General features: G+C 64.0%; 25 protein-coding genes. 4 read left to right on the top strand and 21 right to left on the bottom strand.

Features of this window, described 5'->3' with window-relative positions:
- Positions 1–16: 16 nt before the first annotated feature.
- The 3 genes from NVV93_RS14970 to NVV93_RS14960 all read right to left on the bottom strand — a co-directional run bounded on the left by NVV93_RS14970 (position 17) and on the right by NVV93_RS14960 (position 4,124).
- Positions 17–2,554 carry a TonB-dependent receptor gene (locus NVV93_RS14970; RefSeq protein ID WP_258251429.1) on the bottom strand — a complete coding sequence of 846 codons (2,538 nt, stop codon included), beginning with the start codon at positions 2,552–2,554 and terminating at the stop codon, positions 17–19.
- A gap of 97 nt (positions 2,555–2,651) precedes the next feature.
- Positions 2,652–3,611, bottom strand: coding sequence for a FecR domain-containing protein (locus NVV93_RS14965; protein ID WP_258251427.1), 960 nt, complete (start codon positions 3,609–3,611; stop codon positions 2,652–2,654).
- A 9-nt stretch (positions 3,612–3,620) separates the two neighbouring features.
- Positions 3,621–4,124: a sigma-70 family RNA polymerase sigma factor gene (locus tag NVV93_RS14960; RefSeq protein WP_258251425.1), complete on the bottom strand. Its 504-nt coding sequence runs from the start codon at positions 4,122–4,124 to the stop codon at positions 3,621–3,623.
- A 152-nt stretch (positions 4,125–4,276) separates the two neighbouring features.
- Here NVV93_RS14960 and NVV93_RS14955 point away from each other — a divergent pair, with 152 nt between their 5' ends.
- Together NVV93_RS14955 and NVV93_RS14950 are read left to right on the top strand one after the other, a co-directional pair.
- A complete protein-coding gene (locus NVV93_RS14955) occupies positions 4,277–4,669 on the top strand; it encodes a PA2779 family protein (protein ID WP_258251424.1) in 393 nt (130 codons plus the stop codon).
- Positions 4,670–4,734: 65 nt separating this feature from the next.
- The gene (locus NVV93_RS14950; RefSeq protein ID WP_375162932.1) at positions 4,735–5,622 is read left to right on the top strand and encodes a PA2778 family cysteine peptidase; all 888 of its coding nucleotides are present in this window, start codon (positions 4,735–4,737) and stop codon (positions 5,620–5,622) included.
- 67 nt (positions 5,623–5,689) lie between these two features.
- Here NVV93_RS14950 and NVV93_RS14945 read toward each other — a convergent pair whose 3' ends face one another.
- Positions 5,690–7,279, bottom strand: coding sequence for an AMP-binding protein (locus tag NVV93_RS14945; protein WP_258251421.1), 1,590 nt, complete (start codon positions 7,277–7,279; stop codon positions 5,690–5,692).
- Here NVV93_RS14945 and NVV93_RS14940 point away from each other — a divergent pair.
- Positions 7,268–7,414: a hypothetical protein gene (locus tag NVV93_RS14940; RefSeq protein WP_258251420.1), complete on the top strand. Its 147-nt coding sequence runs from the start codon at positions 7,268–7,270 to the stop codon at positions 7,412–7,414. The two genes, NVV93_RS14945 and NVV93_RS14940, sit on opposite strands and share 12 nt — an antisense overlap.
- 115 nt (positions 7,415–7,529) lie before the next feature.
- On the opposite strand, the gene NVV93_RS14935 is transcribed toward NVV93_RS14940, so the two are convergent.
- The gene (locus NVV93_RS14935; RefSeq protein ID WP_258251419.1) at positions 7,530–8,405 is read right to left on the bottom strand and encodes a helix-turn-helix domain-containing protein; all 876 of its coding nucleotides are present in this window, start codon (positions 8,403–8,405) and stop codon (positions 7,530–7,532) included.
- Positions 8,406–8,732: 327 nt separating this feature from the next.
- Here NVV93_RS14935 and NVV93_RS14930 point away from each other — a divergent pair, with 327 nt between their 5' ends.
- On the top strand, positions 8,733–9,644 hold the full coding sequence (locus tag NVV93_RS14930) for a DMT family transporter (RefSeq protein WP_258251418.1): 912 nt from the start codon (positions 8,733–8,735) through the stop codon (positions 9,642–9,644).
- A gap of 8 nt (positions 9,645–9,652) precedes the next feature.
- Here NVV93_RS14930 and NVV93_RS14925 read toward each other — a convergent pair whose 3' ends face one another.
- The 16 genes from NVV93_RS14925 to NVV93_RS14850 form a co-directional block, all read right to left on the bottom strand.
- Entirely contained in the window at positions 9,653–9,883 is a 231-nt protein-coding gene (locus NVV93_RS14925; protein ID WP_258251417.1) for a hypothetical protein, read from the bottom strand.
- 78 nt (positions 9,884–9,961) lie between these two features.
- A complete protein-coding gene (locus NVV93_RS14920; protein WP_258251416.1) occupies positions 9,962–10,351 on the bottom strand; it encodes a hypothetical protein in 390 nt (129 codons plus the stop codon).
- Between the two features lie 64 nt (positions 10,352–10,415).
- Positions 10,416–11,066, bottom strand: coding sequence for a pyridoxamine 5'-phosphate oxidase family protein (locus NVV93_RS14915; RefSeq protein WP_258251415.1), 651 nt, complete (start codon positions 11,064–11,066; stop codon positions 10,416–10,418).
- 144 nt (positions 11,067–11,210) lie between these two features.
- Entirely contained in the window at positions 11,211–11,864 is a 654-nt protein-coding gene (locus tag NVV93_RS14910) for a glutathione S-transferase family protein (RefSeq protein ID WP_258251414.1), read from the bottom strand.
- Between the two features lie 104 nt (positions 11,865–11,968).
- Positions 11,969–12,403 carry a GFA family protein gene (locus tag NVV93_RS14905; protein ID WP_258251413.1) on the bottom strand — a complete coding sequence of 145 codons (435 nt, stop codon included), beginning with the start codon at positions 12,401–12,403 and terminating at the stop codon, positions 11,969–11,971.
- 178 nt (positions 12,404–12,581) lie between these two features.
- On the bottom strand, positions 12,582–13,247 hold the full coding sequence (locus NVV93_RS14900; protein WP_258251412.1) for a uracil-DNA glycosylase family protein: 666 nt from the start codon (positions 13,245–13,247) through the stop codon (positions 12,582–12,584).
- A gap of 135 nt (positions 13,248–13,382) precedes the next feature.
- Positions 13,383–14,213 (bottom strand): SDR family oxidoreductase, encoded by an 831-nt coding sequence (locus NVV93_RS14895; protein WP_258251411.1) that lies wholly within the window; start codon positions 14,211–14,213, stop codon positions 13,383–13,385.
- Positions 14,214–14,469: 256 nt separating this feature from the next.
- Positions 14,470–14,934 (bottom strand): multidrug transporter, encoded by a 465-nt coding sequence (locus tag NVV93_RS14890; RefSeq protein ID WP_258251410.1) that lies wholly within the window; start codon positions 14,932–14,934, stop codon positions 14,470–14,472.
- A 242-nt stretch (positions 14,935–15,176) separates the two neighbouring features.
- The gene (locus NVV93_RS14885) at positions 15,177–16,622 is read right to left on the bottom strand and encodes a mannose-1-phosphate guanylyltransferase/mannose-6-phosphate isomerase (protein ID WP_258251409.1); all 1,446 of its coding nucleotides are present in this window, start codon (positions 16,620–16,622) and stop codon (positions 15,177–15,179) included.
- A gap of 282 nt (positions 16,623–16,904) precedes the next feature.
- Positions 16,905–17,573 (bottom strand): alginate O-acetyltransferase AlgF, encoded by a 669-nt coding sequence (locus tag NVV93_RS14880; protein ID WP_258251408.1) that lies wholly within the window; start codon positions 17,571–17,573, stop codon positions 16,905–16,907.
- Positions 17,574–17,596: 23 nt separating this feature from the next.
- On the bottom strand, positions 17,597–18,745 hold the full coding sequence (locus NVV93_RS14875) for an alginate O-acetyltransferase (RefSeq protein ID WP_258251407.1): 1,149 nt from the start codon (positions 18,743–18,745) through the stop codon (positions 17,597–17,599).
- 10 nt (positions 18,746–18,755) lie between these two features.
- Entirely contained in the window at positions 18,756–20,264 is a 1,509-nt protein-coding gene (locus NVV93_RS14870; RefSeq protein WP_258251406.1) for an MBOAT family protein, read from the bottom strand.
- Positions 20,265–20,757: 493 nt separating this feature from the next.
- Entirely contained in the window at positions 20,758–21,870 is a 1,113-nt protein-coding gene (locus NVV93_RS14865) for a mannuronate-specific alginate lyase (protein ID WP_258251405.1), read from the bottom strand.
- Between the two features lie 10 nt (positions 21,871–21,880).
- Positions 21,881–23,308 carry an alginate O-acetyltransferase gene (locus NVV93_RS14860; RefSeq protein ID WP_375162931.1) on the bottom strand — a complete coding sequence of 476 codons (1,428 nt, stop codon included), beginning with the start codon at positions 23,306–23,308 and terminating at the stop codon, positions 21,881–21,883.
- Between the two features lie 29 nt (positions 23,309–23,337).
- Complete coding sequence (gene algG, locus NVV93_RS14855) at positions 23,338–24,882, bottom strand: mannuronan 5-epimerase AlgG (RefSeq protein ID WP_258251403.1); 1,545 nt, start codon at positions 24,880–24,882, stop codon at positions 23,338–23,340.
- A gap of 321 nt (positions 24,883–25,203) precedes the next feature.
- Positions 25,204–26,649: an alginate export family protein gene (locus NVV93_RS14850; protein WP_258251402.1), complete on the bottom strand. Its 1,446-nt coding sequence runs from the start codon at positions 26,647–26,649 to the stop codon at positions 25,204–25,206.
- Positions 26,650–26,652: the final 3 nt, after the last annotated feature.

Below are 26,652 nucleotides of genomic sequence, written 5' to 3'. Positions count from 1 at the left end.
GGTAATCACAGCGGGATCAGAACTCGACGCTGTAGCTCACATCGAAGGTGCGTCCGCGACCCTTGTAATCGAACATCGCGGCTGGCGCGAGGCTGCCGTAGAACACCTGCGCGCGCTGGCCCCAGACCGTGGTGTAGTCCTTGTCCAGGAGGTTCTGGATGCCGAAGTTCAGCGTCCCTACCGGTAGCTGCTGGCTGGCCAACAGGTCAAAGGTGGCGTAGCCGTCGATCTTGTGGTCTTTGCCGTCGAAGCTACCGTTGACCAGGTTGCCATCGTCGCTCAGGTTGAAGGTACGCACGCCCTGCAGACGCACGCTGGTGACGCCGTTCTGCCAGCCGGCGAAGGCGGTCAGCTTGGATGGGCTGGCGGCGGTGACGTCCTGCTTTTCCCAGTGGTCGTTGGCCTTCTGCTGCGAGCGAATGGCCAGGGCGCTGGTGCCGACCTGCCATTGATCGTTGAGCCAGTAGCTGACTTGGCCTTCCAGGCCATAGTTGCGCTTCTTGTCAGCCAGTTGCTCGACCAACAGCGTCGTGCGGTTGTAGGTGATGCTCTTGTCCGACCACGAGTAGAACGCGGCGATCTGCGCGTCCAGGCTGCTGTCGTAATGACGCCAGCCGAGCTCGACCTGCTTGGTTTTGATCCCATCGAGCGCCGAGTCGGCGACATTCACGCTGCGCAGCAAGGTCCAGCGTCCAGCGGCGCTGGTCGGCGCGGCATACACGCCCTGGCCGTAGTATTTGGCCGGGTCAGGAATCTCGAAGCCTTCCGAGTAGTTGGTCCAGATCTGCTGGGCCTTGCTCAGCTTGAATACGGCGCCGGCGTTGTACAGGTCCACCTCATAGTCCTTGCTGCCGCCGGGAATCGCGTCGGCGCTAGCCCCCAGTCCATTGGCGATCGAAATCTGCTGGGTGGCGGCGACGAAATCGTCGACCTCGGTAGTGGCTTTCTGGCGACGGATGCCGCCGGACAGGGTCAGGTCGTCGGTGGCTTTCCAGCTCAGCTGGCCGAACAGCGAGCGGCTGTCCGTGTCGATGCCGGGATAACGGCCGACCTTGGCGATCTGATCGGCAACCAGGCCGCCGGTTTGCGCGGCGGTGGGGATGTCGAACAGCGCCTGATCGGACTCGAAGCTTTCCCACTCCATGTCCACGCCGTAGTTGAGGCTGACCCGATCCCACTCTTTCACCAGCACGGTCTTCAGGCCGTAGTAGTCGGTGTCCTGCTGCGAGGCGGAATAGTACGAGCTGCTCGGCAAGATCGCCCCGGACGGGCTGAAACGCACATTGGGGAAGGGTTGGAAGGCCATGTTCTCGCTGCGGTAATAGGCCTGAACATAGAGATCCTGGCCGAGCACTTCCGGAGCGTGATAGGTGGCGTTGAACTGCTGACGCTCGGTTTCCGGTTCGCGGTCGTAATCCGCGCCGCCTTCGACCCCGAACGGCGCCGCGCCCCGTAGTGCCTGGAAGCTCTGCCCGAGATACAGGCCTTTCTCGCCGTCGTAGCCGGAGTCGTACCACTGGGCGCCGAGGGTCAGGCTGTGGCCGTTGGCGAAGGCGAAATCGGCGCTGCCCATCACGTCCACCGCCTGGTTGTATTGCAGGTCGGTCTGGGTGATATCGAGCAGCACCTGATCGTCGTTGCCGTCATAGGCCGCGCCGTTTTTCTGATAGGCCACGGCCAGGCGGCCGTTGACGGTGTCGCTGCCGCCGCTGATCGACTGGGCGGCGCGCCAGTCGTGATCGTCACTGTGTTTGAGACCACTGCGCACGCCGACTTCGGTGTTGTATTGAGCCGCACCGGCCGCGCCTTTCTTGGTCACGATGTTGATGATCCCGCCGGTCGCGCCGCCGCCGTACACCGCGCTGGCGCCGGAGAGCACCTCGATGCGCTGGATGTTGAACGGATCAATCGAATCGAATTGCCGGCTGATGCCGCGCGAGCTGTTCAGCGATACGCCATCGATCATCACCAGGGCGCTGCGGCCACGCATGTTCTGGCCGTAGTTGGTGCGGCCTTGCGGGCCGATGTCGAGGCCGGGAATCAGTTGTCCGAGCGCCTCTTTGAACGGCACGCCACCACGGGTCTGCTCGGCCAGTTGTTGTTGGTCGATCACCCAGACGGTGCCCGGCAGCTCACTGATGCTGGTCGGTGCGCGTGAGCCGATCACCACTTGGCGATCGATTTCCAGCGCCGCACCGCTGACCAGCGTGAAGCCACCGCCAGCGGCTGGAGAGGCCTGCAGGCCGCTTCCGACGAGCAATGCGGCGAGTCCTTCGTTGACGCTGTAATTGCCCTGCAGGCCAGGGCTTTGGCGGTCGGCGGTTTGTTCCGGGCGGAACGACAGCAACACGTTGGCCTGACGTCCGAACTGATTGAGCGCAGCCTCCAGCGGGCCGGCGGCAATCTGGAAATCACGGCGGATCTCGCTCTGCGATTCGCCGGCCTGTACTGCGGGGCTGACCAGCAGGCTGCTGCCGCCGAGGCTGAGGGCAATGCACAGGGCGTGAGCCAGCGGCGTGCGACGCAAGCGGGAAGGGCGTGAAAGCTGTGACATGAGGTTTCTCTTGAAAGGTGACAGAAAGGTTTTCTTCTCTGTCACGCGAGCCCGGCAAAAAGGCTCAGCCCGGCGCAAAAATATTTTCGCAGGGCGCTCAGCTCACCGCCTGAAGCGGCTGAATGCGCACCCAATAGCGGGTCAGACGCTGTACCTGGACGGGCAGGGTTTGCGGCAGCAGGGCGAGGATTTGCTCGCTGTCATCCAGCGGGTAGGTACCGGACAGCTGCAACGCGGCGACTTCCGCCGCGCAGCTCAGGTGGCCATGGCGATAGCGAGCGAGTTCGCCGATAAAGCGGTCCAGACGCATGCCGCTGGCAATCAGCATGCCGGCGGTCCAGGCGTTGCTGGTGGGTTCCGCCGGGCGAATCGGGCTGCGGCTGTCGCTGGTGAAGCCGAGCTGTTCGCCGCCTTGCAGGAGCAGCGGTTTAAGCATGGGTTGCTGCAGCTGGAGCTCGCCGTCGAGGACCTGCACCTGCATCTGCTCGGCGTCCATGCGCACGTTGAAACGTCCGAGGCCAGCGAGCAGCTCGCCGTTCGGGGTGCTGACGCGCAGCGGGCGCGGGTCGGCTTGGCTGGCGAGGAATATTTCGCCGCGGCGCAATTGGATCAGGCGTTGCTGCGCATCGAAGCGGATGTCCACCGCGCTGTCGCTGTTCAGCGTCAGCTGCGATCCATCGGCCAGCGTCAGCTCGCGGCGTTCGCCGATGGCTGTGCTCTGGTCGGCGAGCAGTGGTTGCCAATCGATACCGCGGCCAACGCCCAGGGCGGCCACGCTTCCGGCGCCGAGCAGCAGCAGCTTGAGCGCGTGGCGGCGTTGCGGTGAGCTCGGTTGGCCGAGACTGGCTTGCACCAGCGGTGCCGGCAGGCCGCGCAAGCTGTGGTTGATGGCTTCGATGCGGCGCCAGGCGCGGGCGTGCTGCGGGTCGGCATCGCGCCACTGCTGCCACGCCTGTACGCGCTGTGGCTCGTAACCGCTGGCTTGCAATTCGACCAGCCACTGCACGGCCTGGGCGCTGACGGCCGGGGAGATTTTTTCCGCTGGTGGCATAGGCATGTCAGCTGCTCACTGGCAATCGGCGAAATAACAGCAATGCGCGGCCTTGACCATGTAGCGCTTCACGCTGGCCAAGGAAATATTCAATTGCTGGGCGATTTGTGGGTAGGTGAGGCCGTCGATCTGGGCCAGCAGGAACGCCCGCTTCGCCAGCGCCGGCAGGCTATCCAGCAGGCGATCCAGCTCCACCAGGGTTTCCAGCAGAATCGCGCGGCTTTCCTCGCAGGGCACTTGGCTCTCTGGCAACTGGGCGAGCGCTTCCAGGTACGCGCGTTCGACCTGCTGGCGCCGGTAATGATTGGCCAGCACGCGTTTTGCCAGGGTGGTCAGGAACGCGCGGGGTTCGAGGATGCTCGGCGCCTGGCGGGCGGCGAGCACGCGTATAAAGGTGTCTTGGGTCAGGTCGGCCGCGTTGTGCGGACAGCCAAGCTTGCGTTGCAACCAGTGGTAGAGCCAGCTCTGATGCTGACTGTACAGCCGCTGCAACGCCTGATCTGGCGTGGCATCCCCCATGGCCCATCCCCTGTTGGCGCGAAGCGCTGTGCCTTAAAGTAGAATTGTTCTCATTCTAATCGTGAGCACAGGGGGCCGGCAACGCTTGGCCAGGGAACCACCGCTTGCTGGCCAGGGTCTAGGCTGCATCAATAAATAAGGAGAAACACCCCATGCCTGCATTTATGCGTCGTCTTGCTGCTGTGATGGCTGCCGTGCATTTCATGTTGTTCGCCCAAATTCCCTTGGCCCAGGCGGCCATGCTTGGCACGCCGCAAGTGCTGCACGAGCAACAGCAACAGGTCGACCGCCAGCAATTGCTCGGCATGCTCGACGATCAGCAGGTGCAGAAGAAGCTCGAGTCGATGGGCGTTGAGCGCAGCCAAGTCGAGGCGCGCATCAACAGCCTGACGCCTGGCGAGCTGGCGCAGTTCAACCAGCAGCTGCAAGAAGAGCCGGTAGGCGCCGGCGTGGTGGGCATCATCGTGCTGTTTCTGGTGATCTTCATCATCACCGACATGCTCTGCGCCACCGACATCTTCAGTTTCATCAAGTGCATCCGCTAACCGCGCTGCGCATCGCAACCCTGGCTGTGCTGGGGTTGCTGGCCGGCTGCGCGGGGCAGCTGCAGATGCCTGCGCAGAGTGATCGGCTGCCACAAGCGGTGGAACTCACCGAGGTGCCGTTCTTTGCCCAGGACGCCTACCAATGCGGCCCGGCCGCGCTGGCCACCATGCTTGGCCAGCGCGGTATCGCGACCACACCGGGGCAACTCAAACCGCAGGTGTATCTACCGCAGCGCAAGGGCAGCCTGAAGCTCGAGCTGGTCGCCGCGGCGCGTCAGCACGGCATGCTGGTCTATCCGCTGGAGCCGAATCTGGATGCCTTGCTGGCTCAGGTGGCCGCCGACAATCCGGTGTTGGTGATGCAGAACCTGGGCTACGACTGGTGGCCGCAATGGCACTTCGCGGTGCTGGTTGGCTACGACCGCAGCAAACAAGAGCTAATCCTGCGTTCGGCGACCACCAAGCGCTGGCGGACGGATTTCAAAACCTTCGACAACACCTGGCGGCGCGCCGAGCGCTGGGCGGTGGTGACCCTGCCGGCCGAGCGTCTGCCGGCCGAGGCCGAGCTGGCGCCCTGGCTGCAGGCGGCCAGCGATCTGGAAGAAACCGGTCAGCGCCGGGTGGCCGAACGCGCCTATCGCACCGCGGCTGCGCATTGGCGGCAAGAGTCGATGCCAGTGTTCGCCCTGGGCAACGCCCGCTATGCCGAAGGCGATCGCAATGGTGCGGAGCAGGCGCTGCGCGACAGCGTGCAGCGTCAGCCGGGGTTCGCCATCGGCTGGTTCAACCTGTCTGAAGTGCTCAACGAACAGGGCTGCGTCAAGCAAGCCAGCGCTGCCCGCGCCTGCGCGCAGCAATTGGCGCCCGACGACAAGCGGCTCGCCACGCCGCTGGAGGCTGTTGGTAAAGGCGCCGGTCGGTGCGAGGCAGTGCCGGCCTGTCCGCTGCGTTAATGGTGACGTGCGGCGGACTCGTCTAGCAGTCCGCCACGTCATCCGTGCGGCGGACTGCTGATCCGTCTTACGTAGGGTTTTGCGCCGCCAACTGCTTGCGCAACTCGGCCTTGGCGATCTTCTCCAGGGTCACGCGGGGGAAATCATCGACGATGCGCCAGCCAGTCGGCACCTTGAAATCCGCCAGATGCTCACGACACAAACCTTGTAAGCGTTCGATGAATTCACCGTGGCGCTCGGCGGCGATGTCGTCGGCCAGGCGCACGAAGGCGAACGGCACCTCGCTGAGCATCTCGTGCGGCTGGGCCACCACCGCCACCTCGACCACGCCCGGCAAGCCCATCAATACGCGCTCGACTTCCGAGGCGGCGACGTTCTCACCGCCGACCTTGAGCATGTCCTTGTCGCGGTCGCCAAACTGGATCGTGCCGTCCTCGAGCAACTTGACCCGGTCGCCACTGACAAACCAGCCCTGCTCGTCGAACGCCGCGGCGGTGGCTTCGGGATTGTTCAGGTATTCGAGGAACAGCGACACCCCGCGCACGCCCAGCACGCGCAGCTCGCCGCTTTCACCGAGTGTCGCCGACTGCCCCGCCTCGTTGATCACGCACACCTGGTAGCTGACCGCCGGGCGGCCGATGCTCATGGCGGTGTTGGGCATTGCGCAGAGCCCGACAATCGGGTGCGAGATGGTCTCGGTCATGCCCCACCAGCCGATCACCTTGACGCCAAACGGCTGCGCTGGCGCCGGGTCGCACATCGCCGTGCCCCACAGGCGGAAGTAGTGGCGCTCGGGGATTGGCTGGGCGAGCAACGCGCGCATGAAGAACGGCAGGGTCGAGTGCCAGGTGCAGCGGTTGCGCAGAGCGATGTCCCAGAAGCGGCTGGCCGAGAAGCGCGGCATCAGCACCAGGGTGCCGCCGACCCACAGTGAACCGAGGAACGAATAGCCCAGCGCGTTGGTGTGGAACAGCGGCATCGCCGCCAGCTGCACGTCGTCGCTGCGCAGTTCCATATGCAACGCGTTGACCCGCGCGGACCACAACGCGTTGCCATGGGTCAGCACCACGCCCTTGGGGCGCGAGGTGGTGCCGGAGGTGTACTGCACGTACATCGGGCGCAGCGGGTCGGCCGGTACACGGCGACGTTCGGCGGCCGGTTCGGCAGCCAGCAGCTCGGCAAATGGCAACACGCCGACCGGCAATTCGGCGAGTTCGCCAGCGTTGTGCGCTGTGCAGGCGACCCAACGCAGCTGCTCGCGTACACGGCTCAGGCTAGGCAGCAGGTTCGGCTGGGTGATGGCTACGCGGCAGTTGCTGTGGCTGACGTAGTAGTGCATTTCCTCGGCCGAGGAGCGGGTATTGGTGTTCACCGCAATCGCGCCCAACTCGCCGCAGGCGGCCCAGGTGAAAAGGAATTCGGGGCAGTTTTCCAGGTGGATCAGCACCCGGTCGCCAGTGCGTACGCCGAGGGCCTGAAGGGCGGCGGCGACCCGTCCGACGGCCGTGTGGAACTGCGCGTAGCTATAGGTTTCGGCGGGGCGGTCGAAGGGTTCCCAGATCAGCAGCGGCTTGTCGGCGAAGGCTTGTGCCTGGGTTTCGAGTAGCCCGTTGAAGTCCTGGCCGGCGAAAGGATTACAGGGTTGATGCGTGAACATTCGGTCCTCTCTGATTTGTTGTTATTGCTGGAGGTGTCCGGATTCTTGCACCACTGCGAGGTGTGGCTGTGCAACTTTTTGTATCTGGCAGGTGCGGCGATGGGTATCGCTGCGCTCGCGCGGATCGCCTTGTAGGAGCGAATTCATTCGCGAAAGCGCTCCCGCAAATCGCGAATGAATTCGCTCCTACAAAAGCACCGGTGAACCCCGCGCGATGACGGGCTGGCGACGGGTATCGTGGCCAGGGGACTCAGCCGCCGAACGCGCTGCGGTATTCGCCCGGGGTGGCGCCGAGCGCCGCGCGAAAGCGGTTGCTGAAGTGGCTGGCGCTGGCGAAGCCGCAGGCCAGGGCGATTTCGCCGAGCGCCAGGCGGCTGCTACGGAGCAGCTGGCGGGCTCGCTCGAGGCGGCGCGCCAGCAGGTAGCGATGCGGAGGCAGACCGAAGCTTTCGCGAAACATGCGAGCGAAGTGATATTCGGAAAGCGCTGCCAAGGCCGCCAGTTCGCCGAGGCTGATCGGTTCGGCCAGATGCTGCTCGATGTAGTCGACCAGCAGCCTGCGCAGGCGCGGCGCAAGACCACCCTTCAAGCGCAAACCCTCGCGGCGGCCAACCTGGGTGAGCAGAGTATGGCTGAGCAGCTCGTGGGCCAGGCTGCTGGTCAGCAGGCGTTCGCCCGGCTCGTGCCAGTTCAGCGCGACCAACTGGCGGAAGCGCTGGGCCTGCTGCGGGTCGTCGAGGAAGGTGCCTTCGCGCAGCTGCAACTCGCGCGGTTCGCTGTCGAGCAACTGCACCGCAGCGAGGGCGAAGCGTTCCGGGTCGATGTACACATGCGCCAGGCGGATCTCGCCATTGATCACCCAGGCCGACTCATGGCCAGCCGGCAGGATGCACAGCTTGTCCGGCGCGCCCTTGCTGTCCGGGCGCTCGCGGCGAAAGGTGCCGGTACCGCCTTCCAGGTAGCAGGACAAGGTGTGCTGGCTGGGCCCCTGATATTCGCGGGCGTCGTGATGATTGCTCCACAGCGCCGCGCCCAGGCCATCGCCCAGCTCGGCGACCGCCTCGAGGCGGGCGTGCGGCGAGCTGCTCAGCGATTGGAAGACCTGGTTCTGTTCGAGTTGCGACATGTCGGGATCTGCGCGTGTTCGGGGTTATTGATCAGGCCAGCTGAAGTTTGAACTCTCAGCCGGCACTCCGCAGTCGTAGGGCGGGTTAGCCGCGTAGCGGCGTAACCCGCCATGGATGTCGGCAGGCACCCCTGTGGCCGGCTGGTGGGTTACGGCCTGTGGCCTAACCCACCCTACGAAAATCAGGGCATCAAAGGGCCGGATCAATAGTCATGCTACCGCGCACAGGCGCGAGCGCCAGCCCGGCGGGGCGAAAAAGCGCAAGTTCGTGCAAGCCGGATTGCCCAGCGCCGCGCAGACTTTCGCCTATCGCTAGCGGAGCCTGCCATGAACCTTGCGCTGTATTTGCTCACCGTCCTGATCTGGGGCACCACCTGGATTGCCATCAAGCTGCAACTCGAGGTGGTCGCCATTCCGGCGTCCATCGCCTACCGCTTTGCCCTGGCGGCGCTGGTGTTGTTCGTCGTGCTGCTCGCCAGTCGCCGGTTGCAGCGCCTCGATGGGCGCGGGCAATTGATCTGTCTGGCGCAGGGCCTGTGCCTGTTCTGCGTGAACTTCATGTGCTTCTACACCGCCAGCCAGTGGATCCCCAGCGGACTGATCGCCGTGGTGTTTTCCACCGCCACGCTGTGGAACGCCATGAACGCACGGATTTTCTTCAAGCAGCGGATCGCCGCCAACGTCCTCGCTGGCGGGGCGTTGGGCTTGGGCGGACTCGGCTTGCTGTTCTGGCCGGAGCTGGGCGGCCACCGACCCAGCCAGCAGACTCTGATCGGCCTGGGCTTGGCGCTGTTCGGCACGCTGTGTTTTTCCGCCGGTAACCTGCTCTCCAGCCTGCAGCAGAAAGCCGGTCTCAAACCGTTGACCACCAACGCCTGGGGCATGCTGTATGGCGCGCTGATGCTCGCCGGCTATTGCTGGGTCAGCGGCACGCCGTTCGCCTTCCAGTGGACCAGCGGCTATGTCGGCTCGCTGTTGTACCTGGCGATTCCTGGCTCGGTGATCGGCTTTACCGCCTACCTGACCCTGGTCGGGCGCATGGGCCCGGAGCGCGCCGCCTATTGCACGGTGCTGTTCCCGGTGGTGGCGCTGAATATCTCGGCGTTCGTCGAGGGCTACCAGTGGACGGCGCCCGCGCTGGCCGGCTTGCTGCTGGTCATGCTCGGCAACGTGCTGGTGTTTCGCAAGCCCAAAGCCGCGCCGCTGGCGGACCCAGGTCTCGCCCCTAGCCGACCATAGATTGTCGGTTAGGCGAGCGTCTTGCGCGCCCCGCGGATGTTCATCGCCGCGAGGCAGAACTGCAGCAGAATCAGCGCGTAGGCATGGGCGTACAGGCCCCAGGCGATCCACAGCACATTGCTGGCGAGGAATACCCAGAAACCCAGATTGCGCCGCTGTTTGTGTTGCGAGCCGATCAGCCAGGCGGCGGCGACGGTCACCAGCATCGCCGGCCATTGCAGCCAATCCAGATAGTCCATGGGCAGGTCCTGATCAATCCGCTGTCGATCTTCTAGTGAGCGATAACGACGCCGACGGTTCCGTTAATCGACCCGCATTCACACCACGCCGAAGCGGCTGAACAGGCGTGGCGACAAACACAGCCAGAGGCTCAGCGGATACACCAGGTAGTGCAGGAAAAACAGCAGCAGGCCCATCGGGCTGGGCTGGTCTTGCAGGTAGATCATCAGCAGCAGACCGAGATACAGCAGCCCCAGTGCGGCGCCGTAGAGCAGCGTCAAACGCCAGCGTTCGGCCAGGCTGGGCGCGCGTTTGACCAGCAGGGCGAAGCCGATCGCCAACGCCCCCGCGACCAGCACGGCCACGCACAAGGTCGCGGCAATGCCGCCGACCTTGATGAAACTGCGCAGCAGCAGATTGAGCAGCACTACCGCGATCACCCCGGCGAGGGCGTAATGGCGGGTGGCGAGGGAATCGCTGGGGTTCATCGGGTACTACCTGGGTAATGGTCTTTCCTGCATCTTGGCACTCCAGACGCGGGCGGCGTAACCATCAAGCGCCGGCCTTCGCTTTGGCGATCAACTCGGCGATGCTAACGATGCCGGCGGCCTGGGCCTTGGCCACATCGTCGGCGCGCAGCACATCCTGGAACAGATCCACGCGCTTCCATTCGGCCAGTGGCGTTTCGCAGACCTCGCGCGGCACGTAAGGGGAGGGCTCGACCTTCTGATAACGATGGACGTAGCGCGGGCAGTTCTGCCACAGCTCGCTGAGCTGCACGCGGACGATGCAGTCCGCCTCCTTGTAATCGGCCATCAGCGGGTCATCCCGCGAGACGCTGGCGGTGCCCTGCACGCGCAGGCGATGCGGGCGTTCAAAGGAGATGAACAACAGGCCGACCTGCGGGTTCTGCGTGGCATTGCCCATCGACAGGTGCATGCCGTTGCCGTCGTAGCTCGGGAACACCAGGGTGGTGCTATCGACGATCCGCACAAAGCCCGGATCGCCGCCTTTGTAGGACACGGTTGGTCGGCCCAGATGGTCGATGGTCGACAGGAAGAACATGTCCATGCTTTCGATAAAACCCTTCGCCGCCTCATCGAACTCCGTCTTGCACGCCAGCCGCTCGATGCGATCAGCCATGTTGCGCGTGCCGAAGGCCTCCTGCAGGGCGCGATGCTGGTCGCCGTAGAGTCTGCTCATGTGTCCGCCTCTGAATATTTATTGCTGTTATGGAGCGCAAGCCTAACCTTTCGTGCCGGCAGACGTCAGCGCAGCAGGCTCGCACCGGCCCATGAGCAGCCAGCTGCTAAGCCAGGCGGGGCGTTTTTGCGAGTCAGTCGCGAGTCAGTCCCGGTCGGGCGCGCCAAGTGGAAACCATGCGCGATACGGCCGCGCTTCCTCCACCAGCCGGGCGTACGACGGGCGGGCGAGCAGGCGCTGGCGATAGGTGCGCAGATGCGCAAACGTCGGATCGATCTGATGCACCCAGTCGGCATAGAACAACGCCGGCGCGGCGGCGCAGTCGGCCAGGCTGAAGGCGCCACCCGCCGCCCATTGGCGCTCGACCATGCGCTCATCGAGCCAGCGATAGGCGGTATTGAGCAACTCGATGGCTTCGGTCGTCCCCTGGTGGTCGCGATTCTCCTCACTGCGCATGCTGTCGAACACCATCTTCATCATCGGCGTCATCACGTAGTTGTCGAAGAAGCGGTCCAGCAGGCGCACCTCCAGCGCAGCCTCGGCCTCCTGCGGAACCATGCGTACCGCGCCGGGGTAATGCAGATCGAGGTACTCGATGATGATGCTCGACTCCGGCACCGTGCGCTGCCCATCGACCAGCAGCGGCATCCGCTTGAGCGGCCACAGCGCCGCATGCTCGGCTGCCGCCGTGTCGTCGTCGGGGCCAAGCAGGCGTAACTCGAACGAGGTGTGGTTTTCGTAGAAGGCAATCAGGGCCTTCTGGCAGTAGGACGAGAACGGGTGGGCGTAGAGCTTCATGACGGGGCATCTCCTGGGCGGTCTATCGACTAGTCGGCTGGCCGTCGTCGAAATCGACAAGCGCACTAGGGAAGGCCGCACTCGCCAGTCCACCGAACGCGCGGCTACTCCGGCAGATTGATGCCCGAGCCACCCATTTCCGCGGGGAAGTCCTTCATCTTCGGCAGGCCGTCCTTGATGTGCAGCACCGTCTCCTGATAGTTCACGTGCACCGCCGGCTGGTGCGCGAAGCCCGGAATCACCGCGGCATACACGTCGGTGAAACCCATCCCCGGATGCTCGCTGAACAGGTGCCCGCCGCAGGTCTTGCACCACTTGCGGAAGCTATTCGGGGTCTTGTTGTAGGTGCCGATGTTGTCCGCGCCCTGAGTGATCTGCAGCGCATCGGGCTGCCACAGACTGAACGCATTGACCGGCCCGGCCGACCAATGCCGACACGACTCGCAGTGGCAATAACCCATCGCCACCGGCTCACCGGTCACGGTGAACTGCACCGCGCCGCAGAAGCAGCTGCCCTTGTAGGTATTTGCGTTGCTCATGACCTATCTCCTCGACGAAGGAAGACACGTCCGTGTGCGGGACTGGTCGACAGCGCCGGGTGACGGCGCTCACCGGGAGACGCAAGTGTAGTTCGCAGGCCAGAAAGAGGATTCATCGTAGGGCGGGTGAAGCCCGCATGCTGGAAGTTGTACCTGGCCTACACACTGGAGCCCCTTGTTAGAGCGCACTTGCTGCGGCCTCGGCAACTTTCGCTAGGTAGGCCTCGGCCCAGCGCGACCACTTATTCCATTGTGGTGGTGCAAGGCTTGGAATTACGAACACTCTGATACCGCTAACCTCCGTAGATTGAGGTGGCGATAGGGACGATGGCGGGGCAAGCAGCGGCTTTCCCACTAATGCGCTCAAGGCGTCTCTTGTTCCCGATCCGTGAGCGATGATGACCTTTGGCTTTACGAAGTGAAGCAGCGTGCGGAATATTTCGGTACCGCGTAGCGTCCCGCCGCTATGACGTGGCAAGCAAAGATGACTGCTCATAGGCGTGGAATAGCAAACAACATTGGTTTCAAGAACCCTATCAATTCCGGCCTGCGCGAGAATGGAGCGAAACATATTTGTGTTTAGTCTCGTGGGCGATGGAGAGTGCCCCGTGAGTTCGTCGTAGAGTCTGCGACAAGACTCATTTTCTCGGTTAAACAGCGCGTTGATGTGCCGCTCATGCGTAACATTTTCCGTGCTGTATCCCTTGGCTTGATTCTTCCCGACGATAAGAACATTCGCTTTTTGCGGGTCAGTAAGATCGGTCATCCAGGGGCGCGGGAATTGCCCATTGAGGGGGGGCGTCAGATCTGAAATAGCAGCCTCGAATTCATCTTGCTCTGTCATGTTGTGCGCTCTCACTCTTAATCGACGCCAAATGGTGCGATAACAGCCCGCCGGTGTCGGCTAACCGCCGGCTTCTAGTTCAGGCACTACTATTTCGCCATTACCCCGTCCAGCTCCCCTCTGTCTGCTTCGAATTCACACCGCTCGGTTCAATCCAAACCGCCTCTTCAACACCGCTTCCAACAACCCTTTCGGTACCAGCGCGGCGAGCAATGGCAAGGCGCGGCTGCCGTTGCCCAGGCGCAGCAGGCGCGGGCGTTTGCGCTTCTGGATGGCGGCGAGCAGGTCGCGGGCGAGGTCGCTGGCGGGGGTGGGGTGGTCTTGCGAGGCGGTGGCGCGGGCGCGGATGCCGTCGCGGAAGGGCCACCAGGGCGAACCTTCCTGGATCAGTTGTTCCGCCTCGCGGCTGGCGTGGTTGCCGAAGCTGGAGGCGATGGCGCCGGGTTGGACTTCCATGACGTCGATGGCGAACGGTGCCAGTTCCAGGCGCAGGGCGTCGGAGAGGGCGTGGACCGCGGCTTTCGAGGCGCAGTAGGCGCCGGCGAAGGGGGTCACCAGTACGCCAGAAACGCTGCCGATATTCACCACCACGCCGCGCTTCTTGCGCAGCGCCGGGAACAGCGCGCGGGTAATATCGATCACCGCGAACACGTTGGTTTCGAACTGCCGGCGCAGGGCCTCGCTGCCGCCATCGAGCAGCGGGCCCATGGCGCCGTAGCCGGCGTTGTTGATCAGCACGTCGAGGCCATCGGTTTCCCGCTGCAGGCGCTCGCCGAGGCTGGCGACGGCGTCGGCATCGTTGACGTCCAGCTGCACGCCGACGAAGCCGGCAGCGCTCAAGGCGGCGACGTCTTCGGGTTTACGCGCGGTGGCCCAGACTTGATAACCGGTGCTGATGAACGCATCGGCGAGGGCGCGGCCGATACCGCTGGAGCAGCCGGTGATCAGGGCGATGGGCTGGGACATGAGGCGCTTCCTTGTGATGAGCGAAAGGCGCCAGCTTGCGGGCACGTCGCGGTAGGGGCAAGAGGCTGAGCGGGTCGAACGGGTGCCGAGTGGGTCGGGGCGCTCCACCTGGGCACCCCCGTCCTACGAACGACGCTAAGCGGGATCTTCGTAGGAGCGAATTCATTCGCGATTGCCCCAACACCATCGCGAATGAATTCGCTCCTACGCGTTGAAACACTCAAGTGCAACGCCAGGCCAGCTGTGTAGGGTGGGATTAGTCGGCGAAGCTGCCTTGCAGGCGTTCGGCGCGAAACTCCAGGGTGTCCGGGCGATAGCCCGGGCGAAAGGGCGGCAGCGGCAGGCAGTCGTGCCAGGTGTCGCCGGGCAGTAGCTCGCCAGGGCCACGGTAGCGCGGGGCATCGTAGAGGGTTTCGACCAGGTTGACGCTGTCGCCGGGGGCGTACGCGGCGATCCGCCAGCGCAACTCTTGCAACGGGCTACCGCCGCCGTTTTTCAGGGTCAGCGCCAGGGGGCGATCCGCTGGGCAGCGCGTGGGGGCGTAGTCGAGGCGCAGTTCGAGATGGGCCAGCTGGCGGGCTTCGCGGGTGTCGAGCCAGTACATCCAGGCTCCGACCAGCAGCAGACCGATCAGCGCCGCGCCGGACACCGGCAGCGCCTTGGCCGGGTAGCGGATCAACAGGATCAGCCAGGTGAGTATCAGTAGGGCGCCGATCAGCATGAGCGGCCGCCGGGCTTGCGGCTATCGGGCGCAGAAACGAGCGGTTGCATGGGCGGGCCTCCTACCTGGATGGGTTTTTCATCCTAGAGGGGCTGGTGAGGCGTGGAAAGCCCTGGGCTGCAATGCGCTAAAGATGAATGAGGGAGTGGGAGAGACAGCGTCACAGCAGTACCCTCTCCCCCAGCCCCTCTCCCATGAATGGGAGAGGGGAGAAAAAAGCAAGGTAAGTGCACACGCCACCCTCATCGCGAACCGGGCAGCTCGGATTTGGCGATCTCCGCGCCGCGGCCGTAGACGTCGTCCAGGCGGGTGATGTCGTCCTCGCCAAGATAACTGCCGGTCTGCACCTCGATCAGCACCAGTGGGATCTTGCCGGGGTTGGCCAGGCGGTGCACCGAGGCGATAGGGATGTAGGTCGACTGGTTTTCGGTGAGCAAAAATACCTGGTCGTCGCAGGTCACCTGGGCGGTTCCGGAGACCACGATCCAGTGTTCCGAGCGGTGATGGTGCATCTGCAGCGACAGCTGCGCGCCCGGGTTGACGGTGATGTGTTTGACCTGAAAGCGCCCGCCGGTATCCACCGAGTCGTAAAAGCCCCACGGGCGGAAGACCTGACAGTGATTTTCCGCTTCGCTGCGGTCGAGCGAGCGGAGCTTCTCGACCAACTGTTTGACCTCCTGCACGCGGTCCTTGCGGGCGATCATGATGGCGTCCTTGGTTTCCACCACCACGATGTTTTCCAGGCCGATCACCGAGACCAGCTTGCCGTTACCGTGGAGCAGGCAGTTGTGGCTGTCCTGGACGATCACATCGCCTATGGTGACGTTGCCGTCGGCATCCTTGTCGTGCACATCCCAGATCGATGACCAGCAGCCGACGTCGCTCCAGCCGGCATCCAGCGGCACCACGCAAGCGCGCGAGGTTTTCTCCATCACCGCGTAGTCGATGGAGTTTTCCGGGCAGCAGGCAAAGGTCGATTCGTCGATATCGATGTGCGTGCCGTTGCGCTTGCTGCGCTCCAGGGCCAGCACGCAGGTGTCGTAGATATCCGGTTCGTGTTTCTTCAGTTCATCGAGGAAGCGGCTGGCGCGGAACAAAAACATGCCGCTGTTCCAGAAGTAGTCGCCGGACGCGACGAACTGGGCGGCACGTTGCTCGTCAGGCTTCTCGATGAACTGGGCGACCCGGTTGATGCCCTTCGGCAAGCCGGGATCGGCATGCGCCTTGATATAGCCGTAACCGGTTTCCGGTTTGTTCGCCGGCACGCCGAACAGCACCATCTCGCCGTTTTCGGCGGCGATGGTGGCCAGCGCCAGGGCGCGTTTGAACGCTTGCTGGTCTTCCAAAACATGATCGGACGGCAGCACCAGCAACAGCGCGTCACGGCCCTCGTTGAGCAGTTGCAAGGCGGCGATGGCCACCGCCGGCGCGGTATTGCGACCGAACGGTTCGAGCAAAATGCCTTGGATCGAGAGTTTCAGCTCAGCGAGCTGGTCCTGCACGATGAACCGGTGATCCTTGTTGCAGACCAGCAGCGGCGCCTGCATGCCGTCGAAGACCAGGCGTTCGAGGGTCTGCTGGAACAGGGTGTGCTCGCCGGTGAGGGCGAGGAACTGCTTGGGAAACTGCCGGCGCGAGAGCGGCCAGAGCCGTGAGCCGCTGCCGCCTGAAAGAATGACCGGGATCATGATGGTTCTCCTGATTTCAGTGGGTTTAGAGTCTCCCGCACGGCATTCGGCGGGACGGTGTTGTGGTGCTTTTTCTCCCCTCTCACTTCAGGGAGAGGGGCCGGGGGAGAGGGCGGGGGCCACAATTCCGACCGGCCGTTGCCCTCTCCCTAACCCTCTCCCTGAAGGGCGAGGGGACTGATTTGTGCAAACCGCCAGCCTCGTAGCCCGGATGAAATCCGGGAGGGCCGGTGATGACTTCCCCAGATTTCATCCGGGCTACGGCGCTACCGTTGTGAATGTTCAATTGGACGCCCGCGGGCGCTTGACCCAGACCGGGGCGAGCTTGCCGGTGCTGCCGGTGACGTACAGGCACACCACCTCGCCGCGTTCCAGCGTCACCGGTTTGAGATCGCTGACTTTCTTGTCGCCGTCGTACAGCGCCAGGTTGACCTTGACCGGGTTGATCTCGCGGTCGCCGGAACCCTGCGGCGCGACGTTATCCACCACCGCGGTCTTGCCGTCGGCGGTCTTCAGACTGAGTGGCGTGTTGCTGAGGTTCTGCACGCGCAGCAGGGCTTTTTGCTTGTTGGTGTAGGGTTTCTCCTCCACCAGGCGTGGCTGGCCGGCCGGCAGACTGACCAAGGTGTAATAGCGTCCGGAATCGAGCTGGACCGGCACGGTCTGGCCACCGACCTGCGCGCTATAACTGCCGCCCGGCATGAAGCTGAAGTCGCTGCTGGCCAGCGGGCCGACGTCATCGAGCTTGGTGTTGCCGACGTTGGCGCTGACCTCCTGATTGCTGGCGTTGTACAGGCGCACGAAGGTCGACCCCTTTGGCGCAGACGGCCCATAGAGCGCGGCGTCGACGGCGGCCTGGGCCTGCCAGCTGAACAGTCCGACAAGTAGCCAAGTGCAGATGGCGATGGCGCGGTGACGATTGAATGAGTTGGCCAGCGGGGAGTTCTTCATGGGTGGTTTCTCCTTAGCGCGGATCATTTGGCCGTGGCAGTCAGGCGTTGACCTGGCGCGGCGGCGGCTTTGAGCTGCTCGACCGACTGTGGGTCGAGTTGGCTCAGGTCAGTCGCCATCGGCAGGTAACGCTCGGGAAATTCCCAGATCACCAACTGTGGCGGCGAGTCTTTGAAGGCATCGGTTTGCAGGTACTTGAGCATCGGTAACAGCGGTCCGTGCCCGTCCTCGGCATAGCTGAGCAGGTCGCTGCCCAACGCCTGGCGCAGCGCGCCGAGGAAGTTCCAGTTGGGATTGGCGCTGTAGCTGGTACCCACCAACACGAGGGGAATGCGCAGGTCGGCGAACAGCGCCGCGGCTTCGTCGGCCTGTCCGCTGTCGACGGCGCGGGTGCTGCGCACTTGCAGCGGATCGGGCGGCGGCAGCAGCTTGCTGAACAATGGGTCGAGCGGCAGGAAGCGGGTCAGGTCACCGTGGTACGGCCGGGACGCGTCGATGTCGGTGACGAACTGCTGCGCCGCGCCGGACAGTGGCGCCTCCCGCTGAATGATGCGGGCCAGATGGGCGGCCACCAACTCGGCACCTTGCGGGGTCCAGTGCGTGTCGGTGCGCAGGAACAGCGCGGTGTTGGCTTTGCCCTGCTGCAGCATGGCGAGCAGGTCGGGCGCGGCGATGTCGGCCTTGGCCAGATCGGCGTGGAAGCGTCGATACAGCCCGCGTTGCAGCCTGGCCGGCTGTTCTTCGGCGAGGTATTCCGGATACACCCGCGCCTTGGCCGGAACGATGACCAGCAGCAGTTCGATGCCGCGTTGCTCAAGGGTCTGCTGGACGCCGCGGATCAGCCTGAGGTTGTCCTCGATATGCTGCTCGCCGCGCGCCACCGGTTTGAATTCCTCGTCACTGAACAGCCAGTCCTGGCGCCCCAGAATCACCCCCGGCCGGCCCTCCTCGAACAGCGTGTAATCCAGTGCGGCCCACAGGTTAGTGCCCAGGCGCTTGAGCGGGAATTCCGCGTCGTAGCGGGTTTCCAGTGCCTTGGCCCATTTGCCGTCGAGCCAGGTGGTGCCCGGCGGCACGCTGTAGTCGCTGAAGGCGCGCAGCGACAGGCCGCCGAGCACCAGGAGCAGGGCGAGGAACAGGGCGGAGTAGAAAATGCGCAGGGATCGGTTCATGTGTTCGCCCTCAGAACTGGAAGTACAGGAAGGGCGAATAACTCTGCGCCGAGAGTTTCAACAGCGAGGCGCCGAACAGCAGGAGCAACAGCGGCCAGTGCAGGTAGGCCGTCCAGCTTGAGGCGAGGCGGACTGCCGTGCTGGAAGCCGCCGGCAGGCTCTCGGCAATACCCGGGGCAGGGTTGCTGGCGATGTCGTCGACCGCGGCCTTGGGCGCCGCATTGGCGAGCGGCTTGGTGTAGAAGTCGCGCAGTCCGAAAAAGGCCAGGCTGAGGTAGGCGATCAGCATCGTCGCCACTTGCAGATCGCTGAGGGCGGCGCTGCCCAGCTCGGAGAGTTGCCAGTCGAAGCTGAACATCGCCTGGTACATGCGCGCGGCCACATGCAGGTTCTCGGCGCGGAACAACACCCAGCCGAGAATCACCATCAGGAAGGTCGCCGCCCATTTCAACGGATTGAAGCGCCGCGGCGCCGCATCCACGCCCAACGCCCGCTCGATGGCCAGCCACATGCCGTGCCAGGCGCCCCACAACACGAAGGTGATGTTGGCGCCGTGCCACAGGCCGCCGAGCAGCATGGTCAGGAACAGGTTGCGGTAGGTGGCGAACGTGCCACCGCGATTGCCGCCGAGGCTGACGTACAGGTAATCGCGCAGCCAGGTCGACAGGCTGATATGCCAGCGCCGCCAGAATTCGGTGATCGACTGGCTGATATAAGGCTGTTTGAAGTTTTCCAGAAAGCGGAAGCCCATCATCAGGCCGAGACCGATGGCCATGTCGCTGTAGCCGGAAAAGTCGAAATACAGCTGCGCGGTGTAGGCCAGGGTGCCGAGCCAGGCGTCGCCGGCGCTGGGGTTTTCCAGGGCGAAGCAATGGCTGACCAGCGGCGCCAGGCTGTCGGCGATAAAGACCTTCTTGATGAAGCCCTGCATGAAGCGCATGCAGCCCTCGGAGAACTTATCGAGGGTGTGGGTACGGTTGTTGAATTGCCCGGCCAGATCGCGAAAGCGCAGCACCGGGCCGGCGATCAGGTGCGGGAAGATCGCCACGAAGGCTGCGAAGTCGATCAGCTTGTGGGTAGCCGGGGTGTCGCCGCGGTAGACGTCGATGATGTAGCTGATCGATTCGAAGATGTAGAACGAGATCCCGATCGGCAGCAGCACGTGGGTAATGATGAATGGCTCGAGGCCGATTGAGGTAATCAGCGTATTGAGGCTGTCGACGCCGAAGTTGGCGTATTTGAAATAGCCGAGGATGGCCAGATCGAAGCTTACGCCGAGGATCAGCCAACGCTTGGCCAGCGGCGTGCGCACCCCGGCGGCGCCAACTTTGAGGCCGATCCAGAAATTCCACAGGGTGACGAGGGCGAACAGGGCGAGAAAGTCGATCCGCCACCAGGCGTAGAAGACGTAGCTGGCGATCAGCAGTAGCAGATTGTGAAAACGTGGCCCGCTCAAGTAGTACAAGCCGAGAAAGGTCGGCAAGAACAGGAACAGGAACACGTTGGATGAGAAAACCATCCGCGTTTCTCCGCTGAAGAACTGTCAGGGCCCGCAGGCCCAGCTGTTTCTCCCCGGTTGTCGCTAAGGATGTGGCGCCCGTTCGCATCTGCTGTGCGGGTGGGGTGGTGCTCCCGGATTTCATCCGGTACGGCCTGATCTCGGAGGCCGGAACGTACATCGCTCGGACATACTTACGGCGCCGCTTTGCTCCCCTCTCCCGTTACGGGGGCACGCCTAGTGGAGAGGGGCTGGGGGAGAGGGTTGGGTTGGCGAGTTGCGCTTGAGCCTTTTCCCTCTCCCTACGCGGGCCGCCCTAACCCTCTCCCACCCGTGGGAGAGGGGACTGATCTCGGTAGCTTCGTAGCCCGGATGAAATCCGGGAAGGCTGGTGATGACTTTCCCCGGATTTCATCCGGGCTACGCGCTACGAACGGTTCATCCAATTCATGAGGATCGATCGCCACCCGGTGGATGACCGCGAAACGTTATCCACCGGGTGGCGATCCACCGTTCAGCCTTTCTTTTCCTTCTCCTCCGCCTTGGGCTCGAACAGCTGGGTGAGGTCGCCACCGAGGCGAAAGTTTTTCAGCGGTTGCATCGACTGCTTCCACTTCAACGTCTCGGCACTGCAGCGGTACAGCGTGCAGTACGGCTCCAGCCAGGCGAATTTGCCGGCTTCGTCGAGGTCGGGAATTTTCTGGCTCTTGCCGACTTTGGTGACGAAGGCTTGCGGATCGGCAATGCCCTGCATGACCCGCTCGGCCACGCGGCGCAGCGCTTGGTCGTGGTCGTCGCGCAGGTCCACGCCGTTGGCTTGGGCGAACGCGGCGATCATCGCCAGCGGCGGCAGGGCATAGTTGTGGTAGTCGAGCGCGCGTTTCTGGCGCTTCAATTCGTTGGGCAGAAAGCCGTCGCTGTCGACCTGGCCGGCGGCTACCTGGAATTGCTGCACCGACCAATCGAACAGATCGCGGCGGTCAGTCACCACCGCTGTGGCCATCACCGACCAGGCGGCCCAGTAGGAGTGGTTGTTGATCTGCTGGAGCGGCAGGTCGCTCCAGTCCTTGACCGTCTGTTCGGCCACTTCGGCGAACCAGGCTTCGATCTGCTGGCTCTGCGGCGCGTACGGCGTAAGCGGTTGCGATTCGCTGAACTTGAGGCGCAGCCAGGCCGACGAGAGACTGCCCAACGCCCATTTGCGCATCGATTTGCCGGTGTGGTTGTAGTCGGTGGACAGCAGCGCGTTGGCCTGCGCCCAGGCCGTAAGCCATTGCAGGGTGCATTGCAGGCTTTGCGGGTGACTGTCCTGCATGTAGCGCATCACCTGCTTGTTGACCCCGCGCTCGAGTTCGTTGATGGCTTTGGTCTTCTCGCGAAAGTCCTTTTCGGCTTCGCGGTTGAGGGTGGCGCGCGCCTGGCCCGAGCCTTCGTACTTGCTGCGGAACACCAGGGCGTCGGTATAGGGCGTCGGCGTCGCCAGCGCACAGGCCTGGGGCTCGGCTTTTTTGTCCTGCTCGATCGCGGCGTAATAGCCGGGCGGCGGCACCAGCCCGGCGGCTTGCACCGTGCCGGTAGCGAACAGGGTGCAAGTCAGGAGGCTGAGCAGCAGGCGTTGGGCACGCATCACGGCGTCCTCATGGCTCGGCCTGGGCGGTGTGCTGCGCCGGGGCGGAGAAGCGGTTGCGCTGACACACCTTGGCCTCGACCGCGAGCGGCTTGCTGCCCGCTGGCGGGCCTTGCAACTCGAGGGAGAGCAGGGTCTGGTCGGCCCAGTCCTGGTCCGCGCGCAGTTCGAAGGCGAAGCGGCCGTCGGTTTCGGTGGTTTTCGGCTTCTCGATCTTCAACGTCTCGCGCCGGCCGTTGAGGTACCAGAGGGTGGCCTGCAGGGTCTTCACCGAGGTGTCGGCGAAGCGGATGTCCATCTGGTATTGGCCGTTGCGCACGTCCTTGAGGCCGTTGCTGCCGTTGACCAGCACCTCGTTGCTGCCGGGGCGCAGCTTGGTCTTGGCCGATAGCACGGCTGGCTTGTCGGCGCAGCCGTTGTCGAGCAAGGCGAACAGCTGGCGGTAGCTGCTGTCCTGATCGAGGGGATAGAGCGGGGAGAGTTCCCAGATCAGGATCTTCGGTGGGTGGTCGCGAAATTCCTGGCTGCCCAGGTATTCGATCATCGCGCCTTCCAGGCCGCCACCGGGGACGGCGGCGTTGAACACATCGGCACCGATGTACTCCTGCAGGAAGCCGGCGAAGTTGTAGTCCGGCCCGCTCTGGCTGGTGCCGAGCAGGGTGATTTGCGGGTTGCCGGTATCGCCGAACAGCTCGTCGCTGCCGCTCGCGTCCTTCGGTTCGGTGGCGAACTGGTCTATGTATTCGATGGCATAGCTGGTGCCGCACAGCTGGCCGGCGACGTTGTGCAGGGTGCCGCGCTTGCCCATGCGGCCGATCACCTCGCTGACGAACTCGCGCTTGGGGATGCCCTGGTAGACGGGCAGCTGCTTGATCGTCGCGGCCACGCGCTTGGCCACGCGCTGCGCGCCGTAAGGGGTCCAGTGCTGATCGCCGCGGAAGTAGAAGGCGTGTTCTTCCTGCTCGTCGGCCAGCGGCGAGAGGTCCGGCACGTGGTAGCCCATCTTCGCGAAGCGGCCGAGCATGGCCTGGTAGTTGGTCAGCGCCCGTTGATAGTTGAAGCTGGCCATCTGTGCCGGGTTGAGCTTGTCGCGATTGACCAGGCCGCGGGTCGGTTGATAGACCAGCACCAGTTCGATGCCCTTGCTCTGGAAGGCATCGTGCAGCTGTTGCAAGCGGCGGTAGCCGGCCGGGGTGGTGTCGAACTCGGTGCGCAGATCTTCGCGGGTGCGGAACAGCCAGTCGCCCTGGGCCTGCACCAGGGTGATGAAGTTCTTCTGGTAGTTGCTGGTGTAGCGGCTGGCATCGTGCGCCGCTGGGCATAGGTTGCAGCAGGGCTTGGCCTGGTAGGCCGGGGCCAGCGGCGGGTTTTCCGCCAGCACTGCGTTGGCGGCGAACAAAGTCAGGGCCAGCGGCGCCAGGCGTATCCAGTGACCCATTCGGTTGTGTGCTTGCATGGCGATTGTCCTCACTGCTGGAGTTCGGCCTGGCTTTCCACCGGGTCGATCAGCACGGCTTTCTGCTGGCGTACCAGCAGGTCGAGAATTTCTTCCTGGCGCTCGCCGAGGATGCCGCTGAGGCTGATGCCCGAGGTCTTGCTCGGCATCAGCATGTCGACCCGATACAGCTCGACGCTCAGCGGCGAGTCGATGGCCAAGGGGCTTGAGCCGTTGCCGGCGAGCTTGCCGCCGACCACGATCATCGACACCTTGGTGTCGAAGGGGTCGAGAGCGATGTCGCGGTCGGTGTCGGAGAGGTCCTTGGTGTGCCCGTAGATGCCGCTCAGCCCATTGCCGGCGGCGAGGTTCTCGTACAGGCGGATGTTCACGCTGTTGCGCAGGCGGATGCCGTGTCGCGCGTTGTCGACGACGCGATTGCCCCACAGCAGGTTGTTCGAGCTTTCGTAGAGGGTGATGCCGTCGGCACGGTTCTGGTACACCTCGTTGTAGGCCACCAGGTTGTTGCTGCTGTTGCGGTCGAGAACGATGCCGGAGAGCTGGTTGTCGTAGCTCTTGTTGTTGAAGATCCAGCTGTCGTTGACCTCGCGGGAGACGATGATGCCGTGCTTTTTCTTGGTGCCGTGCACGGTGTTGCCGGCGATGATCAGGCGCTGCGAACGGTCGTGCGGGTCGATGCCGTAGATCAGGCTGTCGCGGTAGGTGTTGCCCTTGACCACGATGTCCTGCGCTTCGTAGCAATAGAAGCCGTACCACAGGTCGACGAACTCCGAGTCGATCAGCCAGCCGCGTGGCGCGGCGCGGCCCATGCGCTTGCGCATGTCCGGCGAGTACTGCGAGATATTCAGGCCGTAGGACTTGCTCTCGTCGTAGCCAAGGCTGGTCACCGTGCTGTTGACGATGTAGGTCTCGGTGCCACCCCAGGACAGCAGGAACGGACGGAATTCCTTGGCCGTGCGGAAGCTCGCCGCGGCGTTGGCCGCCTCGCGCCAGCCGATGATCTGGCTGCCTTCGATGAACAGCTTGCCGTCATTGACCAGGAAGGCGCCGCGCTCCTGCGACAGGCGCAGGGTCTGGCGGTCGATATGCAGGGTCGCGCCCTGCGCCACCACGATCGGCAGGCGCGCCAGATACACACCCTTGGCGGTCTGGCTGAAGTACTGCTTGGACAAATTCTGCGCCAGCTCGGCGAGGTTGACGTAACCGCCCTCGATGAAGATTGCCTGCGGCATGCCGCGCTGGCGCCTGACCCATTCGGCCAGGCGGTTGTTGCCGCCGACGAACTCCTTCAACGCGTCCTGCCTCAGCATGCGCCGCAGCGTTATCCGGCCGGGCTTGCTGCGCTGGATCTTGGCCTGCACCGCCGCGGCGCTGTAGCCGGACAGATCGGGCAGCTTGGGCTTGGCCAGGTGCAAGGGTTCGATCGGTGCACTGGTAACGGTATAGGTCTTGGCTTCGCGCAGTTCTTGGGTCGTGCTGGGGACCAGCGCCGCGTCCGGCGGCCTGGCCAGAGCGGCGGTGCTGCCGAGCAGCAGCAAGGCGGCGAGCAGAGTCACCCCTCTCCCGTTTACGGGAGAGGGGCCGGGGCATAGGGTGGGTTGCCGGACGCCAGCCCTCTCCCCAACGCGGTCCGCAGCCAGGCTAGCGGCTGAGCCCCTCACCCCAGACATCTCCGGTGGGGGAGGGGGCGATCCGAGGTGCCTGCCCCGTAGGATGGGTCGAGCGCAGCGATACCCATCGAACCGTGCCGCGACGGGTTACGCGGCGCGACAGATTGGCACTGACCAGCGAACTCGTGCTCCTCGCCGCTAACCCAGCCTACGGTCGGTGTTTGCCGGGGCTCCCCGCCATACCGCTTCATATCCCGATCCTCCGCATCAGAAGCGCCAGATCGCGTCGACGAAGGCGCGGTGCATCTTCGAGTCGACGCCGCTGCCATAGGCATCGCCCGAGAAGAACATCCCGCCGCGAAAACGCAGCAGCGCCGAGGGTTCGTCGATCGCCTGGCTCATCGAGGCCGGCAGCAAGCCTTCCTTGAAGTACTTGGTGAGCACCAGGTCGACTTCCTGGCCGATGTCCTTGTCGTTGCTGGCCAGCGCCGCGTTGATTCCATTGCTGCCCACGTCCTGGTCGCCATCGACGCGCCAGAACTGGTGAAATACCAGGCTGGCGTCGTACTCGTCGCGCAGTTGCCAGGAGCCGAACAGGGTCGCCGTTTGCAGATTGCTCAGCTCGCCGCGGAACGCCTCGCCGAAGCGGTGCACGCGCGAGCGAGTGCCGGTGTAGCTGGAGCGATTGCTCTCCAGGCCGGTCTGCTGGAAGTTTTCCTTGCCGTCATCGCCACCGCCGCTACCGCGTGCATAGGCCACGCCGGCTTGCCAGTTCTGGTCGAAGCTCCAACGCAGACCGAGGTCGGTACCCCAGGCATTGACGTCGCCGCTCTCTTTGCCAAGTGCGATGCGTTGGCCGGTGGGCGCGGTGCCGGTGAGCAGCTGGTCGCGGTCACCGGTCAGCCAGATCAGGCTGCCCCAGTAATTGAGTTGCTGTTCGTTGCGCGGGTTGAAGGCGTCGCTGTTGGCTTGCAGGCCGACCCAGGTGAGGTCGCCGGTAGTGTCTTTGTCCAGGTCGTCGACGGGTTCGCCGGGGCTCGCCAGGTCGCCGTCGTCGCGGCTGTGATGAAGGTTGAGGCCCGCCCAGTGGCCCGGCATCCATTGCGTGGCGATATCGCCGTAGACATGCAGGCGATCCTCATCGTCGGGAGCCAGATCGTCGATATCGGTGCGGTAGTCACTGAAGCGTTGGGCGACCCCGGCATGGGCGCGCAGCAGGGTGGTATCGAAGGTCCAGTTCAGGGCCTCGATATTGGTGTCGCGCCACAGGCTGTCGTCATTGCGCAGGCGTTGCCGGCCCAGACGCAGTTCTTCGCCCGGGTAGGCGGTGAGGCCGGAGTAACCGATCCAGAATTCGCGCAGGGCCAGGTAACTCTTGTCCGGCTCGCGGCTGTCGTTGGCGCTGTCCTCGGTGCCCAGATCATCGTTCTGCAGGGTGTCGGTTTCGATGATGTCGGTGGCGCTGACCGCTTGGGCCATGCCATAGGCGCTCCAGTTGCCGCTCTGAAAGTAGGCCCACGGACGCAGATCGATACCGATGCCGTTGACGTCGCCACCATCGCGCGTGCCGAGGTCGCGGTCGTCCTCGGATTGAGCGGTGATTTTGATGTCCAGACCGTACGGCTTGTCAGCCGAAGGTGCGGCGGCCCAGACCGGGGCGCTGCACAGCAGGGGAAGAGTCAAACTAGCGCGAATCCATTGGTGTCGTTTCATAGT

The organism is Pseudomonas sp. LS44 (assembly GCF_024730785.1).
In the GTDB taxonomy this organism is placed as follows: Bacteria; Pseudomonadota; Gammaproteobacteria; order Pseudomonadales; family Pseudomonadaceae; genus Aquipseudomonas.
This window is presented reverse-complemented; position numbering and strand designations above follow the sequence as displayed.

What these genes read in the sequence shown, in the direction of transcription:
- NVV93_RS14955 (WP_258251424.1), top strand. Translation starts at nt 4,277, where the DNA reads ATGCCTGCATTTATGCGTCGTCTTGCTGCTGTGATGGCTGCCGTGCAT.
- NVV93_RS14885 (WP_258251409.1), bottom strand. Translation starts at nt 16,622, where the DNA reads ATGATCCCGGTCATTCTTTCAGGCGGCAGCGGCTCACGGCTCTGGCCG.
- NVV93_RS14910 (WP_258251414.1), bottom strand. Translation starts at nt 11,864, where the DNA reads ATGAAGCTCTACGCCCACCCGTTCTCGTCCTACTGCCAGAAGGCCCTG.
- NVV93_RS14935 (WP_258251419.1), bottom strand. Translation starts at nt 8,405, where the DNA reads ATGTCGCAACTCGAACAGAACCAGGTCTTCCAATCGCTGAGCAGCTCG.
- NVV93_RS14870 (WP_258251406.1), bottom strand. Translation starts at nt 20,264, where the DNA reads ATGGTTTTCTCATCCAACGTGTTCCTGTTCCTGTTCTTGCCGACCTTT.
- NVV93_RS14850 (WP_258251402.1), bottom strand. Translation starts at nt 26,649, where the DNA reads ATGAAACGACACCAATGGATTCGCGCTAGTTTGACTCTTCCCCTGCTG.
- NVV93_RS14965 (WP_258251427.1), bottom strand. Translation starts at nt 3,611, where the DNA reads ATGCCTATGCCACCAGCGGAAAAAATCTCCCCGGCCGTCAGCGCCCAG.
- NVV93_RS14875 (WP_258251407.1), bottom strand. Translation starts at nt 18,745, where the DNA reads ATGAACCGATCCCTGCGCATTTTCTACTCCGCCCTGTTCCTCGCCCTG.
- NVV93_RS14865 (WP_258251405.1), bottom strand. Translation starts at nt 21,870, where the DNA reads ATGCGTGCCCAACGCCTGCTGCTCAGCCTCCTGACTTGCACCCTGTTC.
- NVV93_RS14945 (WP_258251421.1), bottom strand. Translation starts at nt 7,279, where the DNA reads ATGTTCACGCATCAACCCTGTAATCCTTTCGCCGGCCAGGACTTCAAC.
- NVV93_RS14860 (WP_375162931.1), bottom strand. Translation starts at nt 23,308, where the DNA reads ATGGGTCACTGGATACGCCTGGCGCCGCTGGCCCTGACTTTGTTCGCC.
- NVV93_RS14915 (WP_258251415.1), bottom strand. Translation starts at nt 11,066, where the DNA reads ATGAGCAGACTCTACGGCGACCAGCATCGCGCCCTGCAGGAGGCCTTC.
- NVV93_RS14970 (WP_258251429.1), bottom strand. Translation starts at nt 2,554, where the DNA reads ATGTCACAGCTTTCACGCCCTTCCCGCTTGCGTCGCACGCCGCTGGCT.
- NVV93_RS14900 (WP_258251412.1), bottom strand. Translation starts at nt 13,247, where the DNA reads ATGACAGAGCAAGATGAATTCGAGGCTGCTATTTCAGATCTGACGCCC.
- NVV93_RS14940 (WP_258251420.1), top strand. Translation starts at nt 7,268, where the DNA reads ATGCGTGAACATTCGGTCCTCTCTGATTTGTTGTTATTGCTGGAGGTG.
- NVV93_RS14950 (WP_375162932.1), top strand. Translation starts at nt 4,735, where the DNA reads ATGCCTGCGCAGAGTGATCGGCTGCCACAAGCGGTGGAACTCACCGAG.
- NVV93_RS14890 (WP_258251410.1), bottom strand. Translation starts at nt 14,934, where the DNA reads ATGCTGATCGGCGCCCTACTGATACTCACCTGGCTGATCCTGTTGATC.
- NVV93_RS14925 (WP_258251417.1), bottom strand. Translation starts at nt 9,883, where the DNA reads ATGGACTATCTGGATTGGCTGCAATGGCCGGCGATGCTGGTGACCGTC.
- NVV93_RS14905 (WP_258251413.1), bottom strand. Translation starts at nt 12,403, where the DNA reads ATGAGCAACGCAAATACCTACAAGGGCAGCTGCTTCTGCGGCGCGGTG.
- NVV93_RS14960 (WP_258251425.1), bottom strand. Translation starts at nt 4,124, where the DNA reads ATGGGGGATGCCACGCCAGATCAGGCGTTGCAGCGGCTGTACAGTCAG.
- NVV93_RS14895 (WP_258251411.1), bottom strand. Translation starts at nt 14,213, where the DNA reads ATGTCCCAGCCCATCGCCCTGATCACCGGCTGCTCCAGCGGTATCGGC.
- NVV93_RS14920 (WP_258251416.1), bottom strand. Translation starts at nt 10,351, where the DNA reads ATGAACCCCAGCGATTCCCTCGCCACCCGCCATTACGCCCTCGCCGGG.
- NVV93_RS14880 (WP_258251408.1), bottom strand. Translation starts at nt 17,573, where the DNA reads ATGAAGAACTCCCCGCTGGCCAACTCATTCAATCGTCACCGCGCCATC.
- NVV93_RS14930 (WP_258251418.1), top strand. Translation starts at nt 8,733, where the DNA reads ATGAACCTTGCGCTGTATTTGCTCACCGTCCTGATCTGGGGCACCACC.